Raw genomic sequence first — 5,289 nt, 5'->3', positions numbered from 1 at the left:
GGCGCGGGCGTAGATCGGCGAGCGCGCGCGCCAGCGCGCCCAGGGTCTGGGGCAGCAAGGTTTCGAAGCGCAACCGCAGATGCTTGGCGAGCCCCGCCGAGGCCCCGCCCGTCCCGAACGCGACGAGCACCGGCGAGCGATCGAGGATCGAGGGCACGGTGAAATCGCATAGCGCCGGGCGATCGGTCACGTTGACCAGCATTCCCGCCGCGCGCGCGCGCGCGGCATCGGCCTCGGCGCGGGCTGCATCGTCATGCGCGACGAAGGCCAGCCGCGCGCCGCGCGCCGCGCCTTGGTCAAGATCGGTGCAGACCTCGGCCCCGGCACGCTCGACCAGCCGACGCTTGGCAAGCGCCGCCTCGCCATCGCCCAGGACGATCACGCAGCGGCCCGAAACCGCGTGGAAAAGCGGAAGACTTTCGATCATCCGCGCAGCCTACCAAGGCTTGGCCACGCGCTCAATCGCCCGTGACCAGCCCCGTAAACCCTTCAGACCAGCCAGTCGGGCACTTGCTCGGCGGCGAGGATCGTCGCGGGCTCGATGCGGTTGGCAACCAGCGCCCACTTGTCCCCATCGACCATGACCTCGGGCACCAGCGCGCGCGAGTTGTAGGTGTTGGCCATCGTCGCGCCATAAGCGCCCGCGGTGCCGAACACGGCCAGATCGCCCGCCTTGACCACGTCGATCTCGCGGTTCTTGGCAAAAGTATCCGAACTTTCGCAGATCGGACCGACGACGTTCGCGACCATCGTCTCGCCGGTCGGCCTGACCGCCGCGAAATCGTGCCAGGCGTCGTACATCGCCGGACGCGCAAGGTCATTCATCGCCGCATCGACCACCACCCAGGGCGCGCTCGTGCCCTGCTTGACGCGAATTACCTCAGTCACCAGCACGCCCGCGTTGCCCGAGATGACCCGGCCCGGCTCGAACATGATCGTCGCGTTCCAGCCTTGCGTGACTTCGGCCACCATCGCGCCGTACTCGGCCGGCGTGGGCAGCTGTTCGCCCGGCTTGTAGGGAACGCCAAGGCCACCGCCCAGGTCCATGTGGGTCACCGCATAGCCCTCGACGCGCAGCGCGTTCATCAGCGCGCCCATCTTGAGAAAGGCCTGGCGCGAAGGTTCCAGATCGCTGATCTGGCTGCCGATGTGCACCGCCAGCCCGCGCATGGCGAGGCCCGGCAGCGCCGAAAGCCGCGCGTAGATCCCCGCCGCGCGGTCATAGGCGACGCCGAACTTGTTCTCCGCCTTGCCGGTCGAGATCTTGGCGTGGGTGCGCGCGTCGACGTCGGGATTGACGCGCAAGGCACACGTCGCGGTCTTGCCGAGCGAAGCGGCGATCGCGGCGAGTTCCTCGCCCTCTTCCTCGCTTTCGAGGTTGAACTGGCCGATCCCCGCCCTGACCGCGGCGGTCAGCTCGTCGCGGGTCTTGCCAACGCCCGAGAACACGATGTCCGCCGCCGGCATCCCGGCCGCGAGCGCGCGGTTCATCTCGCCTTCGGACACCACGTCGGCACCATAGCCTTGCTTGGCCAGCAGGCGCAGCACGGCCAGGTTGGGGTTGGACTTGACCGCAAAGGCGATGTGGACCTTGGGCAGCGCGGCAAAGGCCTCGCGAAAGACGCGCGCGTGGCGTTCGAACGTGGCGCGCGAATAGACGTAGACCGGGGTGCCGACTTCGCGGGCGATGGCGCCCAGCGCGACCTGTTCGGCGTGGAGTTCGCCGTCGATCAGTTCAAAATGGTTCATGGTATTCCTGTCGGAAAAGGATCATTCGGGAGGCGGCAGGTCGAACGGATCGTCCTCGCGCTCTTCAGAGCGGGTGCGCAGTTCGACACTGCGTTTGGGAATGGCGAGCGTGGGCGTCTCGAGCAGCTCGCTCGGCGCCGGTTTCTGCGCCCGCCCATACGGTGCAGGCGGCAGCGACTGGCCGGTGTTCACCGCCAGTTCGGCCTGCTGGCCGCACCCTGCGAGCGCGACCAGGGCCAGAAGGGCAACCACCTTGCGCATCGTACCAACTCCATCCCCCCGATCCGGCCGCAGCGCGCGATCCGGGGTCATGCCATGCCGAGCGCGGCGCGGGCCTGGGCCACGCGCGCGCGCACCTGATCGGGCGCGGTGCCCCCGTGCGACGTGCGCGCGGCCACCGATGCCTCGACCGAGAGCGCGGTGAATACACGCGCATCGATACGGCTGTCGATCTCTTTGAGGTCCTCAAGCGGCAATTGGTCGAGCGCGATGCCGCGCGTCTCGGCCAGCTTGACCGCCGCGCCGGTGATGTGGTGCGCCTCGCGGAAGGGAATGTCGGCGCAGCGCACCAGCCAGTCGGCCAGATCGGTCGCGGTGGCAAAGCCCATTTCGGCGGCCTGGCGCATGCGGTCAGTGCGGAAGGTGGTCTCCGCGACCATCCCGGTCATCGCCGCGATCGACAGCGCGAGCAGGCCGTGCGCCTCGAACACCGGCGGCTTGTCGTCCTGCATGTCCTTCGAATAGGCCAGCGGCAGGCCCTTCATGGTCATCATCAGCCCGGTCAGGCAGCCCGCGATGCGGCCCGCGTGGCCGCGCACCAGCTCGGCCGCGTCGGGGTTCTTCTTCTGCGGCATGATCGAGCTGCCGGTCGAGAGCGAATCAGGCAGGCGAACGAAGCCGAAGGGCTGGCTCGCCCAGATGATGAACTCTTCGGCGAGACGCGAGAGGTGCAGCGCGCACTGCGTCGCGGCCATCAGGTAATCGAGCGCGAAGTCACGGTCCGACACGGTGTCGAGGCTGTTGTCGGTGGGCGCATCGAAGCCGAGCGCCGAGGCGGTCATCGCACGGTCGATCGGGAAGCCCGTCCCCGCCAGCGCCGCCGAACCGAGCGGCGAGCGGTTCATCCGCGCGCGGTTGTCGGCGAGGCGCGAACGGTCGCGCGCGGTCATCTCGTAATAGGCCATGAGGTGGTGGCCCAGCGTGACCGGCTGCGCGGTCTGGAGGTGGGTGAAGCCGGGCATGATGGTCTCGGCGTGTTCGCCCGCGCGGGTCACCAGCGCCTTTTGCAGCGCGTCGAGCCCGGCATCGACCTCGTCGATCGCGCCGCGCACCCACAGCTTGAAATCGGTCGCCACCTGATCGTTGCGGCTGCGCGCGGTGTGCAGGCGCCCGGCGACCGGGCCGATCAGTTCGGCGAGGCGCGACTCGGTGGTCATGTGGATGTCCTCGAGGTCCCAGTTCTCGGGCACCCCGTTCGCCTCGTACTCGGCCGCGACCGCATCGAGCCCTTCGGAAATGGTCCTGGCATCGGCTGCGGTGACGATACCCTGCGCGCCCAGCATCGCGACGTGCGCCTTGCTCGCCGCGACGTCCTGACGCCACAGCGCCTTGTCGAAGGGAATCGAGGCGTTTATCTCGCGCATGATCGCCGACGGTCCTTCCGCAAACCGTCCGCCCCACATCTGGTTGGAGCCCCCGCCCGTGCTGTTGTCCAAATCGCTCAAGTCGCTCGTCCTGTATTCGCTTGCCGGGTCCTGCGCCCTGCTGGTCGCGGGCTGCGATAAGCAAAGCTCCGATAAGGCGCAACCACAGGCTTCACCAACGCCCGCGATCGGCGAACCGATCGCCGCGCCCGCGCCCGCCGAAGCCGGCAGCGTCGACCGTTCGCACAAGGGCGAGCCCATGCCCACGATCAGCCTCGTCGACCCGACCGGCGAGAGCCTCGACCTCACCTCGCTCAAGGGCAAGCCGGTGCTGGTCAACCTGTGGGCGACCTGGTGCGCGCCCTGCGTGAAGGAACTGCCCACGCTCAACGCGCTGACCGATCAGGAAGACAAGCTGGGCATCACCGTCCTGCCGGTTTCGGAGAATTCGGCCGACGTTGCGGGCAAGGTCGTCGAGATCCTGCGCCGCCGCAAGCTCGACAACATCCAGCCCTGGATCGACGAGCAGGGCGACATGGGCTTCCAGTACGGCGGCAACCTGCCGGTTTCGGTGCTGTTCGACAGTGAGGGCAAGGAAGTGTGGCGCTACACCGGCGCCAACGACTGGACCAGCCCCGCAGCGCTCAAGCTGATCGCCGAGGCGAAGTAACTGCCCCTGCGCCCCTCCCGCCTGCGGACGCAGGCGGGAGGGGCGATCAGCCCGATCGGCGGCCGCGAAAAATAGACGCCCGAAATCAGGCGGCGCGCGCGCGTTCGCGATGGTAGAAGGAGGCCATGCTCTTCGATCTACCCGACAGCGAAACGCTCTACGCCGCGCTTCTCGCGCGCAATCCCGATTACGACGGGCAGGCCTTCGTCTGCGTGGCGACGACGGGGGTGTTCTGCCGCCTGACCTGCCCGGCGCGCAAGCCGCTGGCGCAAAACTGCACCTTTCGCGCCACCATCGGCGAATGCATCGAGGCGGGCTTTCGTCCCTGCAAGCGCTGCCACCCGCTCGAGGCGGCGGCCAAGGCCGAGCCGGTGATCGACACCCTGCTCACCGCGCTCGACAGGGCGCCCGCGCACCGCTGGAGCGAGGAGGACGTGACCGCAATGGGGCTCGACGCCTCGACCGTGCGGCGCGCCTTCAAGCGGCATTTCGGGATGACCTTCCTCGAACTGGCGCGCCAGCGGCGGCTGCGCGAAGGGTTCACCACGCTGGCCTCGGGCGGCGCGGTGATCGAGGCCCAGCTCGAGGCGCGCTTCGAATCGCCCAGCGCCTTTCGCGCCGCCTTTGCCCGGCTGCTCGGCTGCGCACCGGGTGAACTGAAAGCCAACAGCGGGCTGATGCGCGCCAACTGGATCCCCACGCCCTTGGGCGACATGATCGCGGTGGCCAGCGCGCACCACCTCCACCTGCTCGAATTCGTCGATCGCAAGGGCCTGCCCGCCGAGCTGAAAAAGCTTCAGGCGGGCGCCAACGAGCGGATCGGGATCGGCCCGCTCGGCCCCACCGAACAGGCCAGCCACGAACTGGGCGACTATTTCGCGGCGCGCTCGGGCCGGTTCGAAACTCCGCTGGCGATGGCCGGAACGCCGTTCACCCGGCAGGTGTGGGAAGCGCTGCGCACGATCCCGCCGGGCGAGACGCGCAGCTATGGCGACCTCGCGCGGCAGATCGGCCGGCCGAGCGCGGTGCGCGCGGTGGCCCGCGCCAACGGGGCCAACCAGATCGCGCTGATGATCCCGTGCCACCGCGTGATCGGCGCCGACGGTTCGCTCACCGGCTATGCGGGCGGGCTGTGGCGCAAGCAGCGGCTGATCGAGATCGAACGCGCGCTGCGCGGCCAGGACGGCGCCGCGCGTTCCGCCGCCTGAGCCAGGGTTCCGCCGTCTG

General features: G+C 69.0%; 6 protein-coding genes. 2 read left to right on the top strand and 4 right to left on the bottom strand.

Features of this window, described 5'->3' with window-relative positions; genetic code table 11:
* The 4 genes from MTR62_RS19765 to argH all read right to left on the bottom strand — a co-directional run.
* Positions 1-427 (bottom strand): precorrin-2 dehydrogenase/sirohydrochlorin ferrochelatase family protein (locus tag MTR62_RS19765; protein ID WP_327194443.1); only part of this gene is annotated, 427 nt, incomplete at its 3' end.
* A 62-nt stretch (positions 428-489) separates the two neighbouring features.
* On the bottom strand, positions 490-1,749 hold the full coding sequence (lysA, locus tag MTR62_RS19760) for a diaminopimelate decarboxylase (RefSeq protein ID WP_244024165.1): 1,260 nt from the start codon (positions 1,747-1,749) through the stop codon (positions 490-492).
* Between the two features lie 21 nt (positions 1,750-1,770).
* The gene (locus MTR62_RS19755) at positions 1,771-2,010 is read right to left on the bottom strand and encodes a hypothetical protein (protein ID WP_244024163.1); all 240 of its coding nucleotides are present in this window, start codon (positions 2,008-2,010) and stop codon (positions 1,771-1,773) included.
* A 47-nt stretch (positions 2,011-2,057) separates the two neighbouring features.
* A complete protein-coding gene (argH, locus tag MTR62_RS19750) occupies positions 2,058-3,431 on the bottom strand; it encodes an argininosuccinate lyase (RefSeq protein WP_244024167.1) in 1,374 nt (457 codons plus the stop codon).
* A 19-nt stretch (positions 3,432-3,450) separates the two neighbouring features.
* Between argH and MTR62_RS19745 the strand changes: the two genes are divergently transcribed.
* Together MTR62_RS19745 and MTR62_RS19740 are read left to right on the top strand one after the other, a co-directional pair.
* Entirely contained in the window at positions 3,451-4,062 is a 612-nt protein-coding gene (locus MTR62_RS19745; RefSeq protein WP_244024161.1) for a TlpA family protein disulfide reductase, read from the top strand.
* Positions 4,063-4,187: 125 nt separating this feature from the next.
* Positions 4,188-5,270 (top strand): bifunctional transcriptional activator/DNA repair enzyme AdaA, encoded by a 1,083-nt coding sequence (locus MTR62_RS19740; RefSeq protein WP_244024158.1) that lies wholly within the window; start codon positions 4,188-4,190, stop codon positions 5,268-5,270.
* Positions 5,271-5,289 lie beyond the last annotated feature (19 nt).

Origin of the sequence: Novosphingobium organovorum (assembly GCF_022832435.1) — a bacterium.
GTDB classification, from domain to species: Bacteria; Pseudomonadota; Alphaproteobacteria; order Sphingomonadales; family Sphingomonadaceae; genus Novosphingobium; species Novosphingobium organovorum.
The sequence above is the reverse complement of the archived record's forward strand: the minus strand, read 5'-3'. Positions and strand labels throughout refer to the sequence as shown.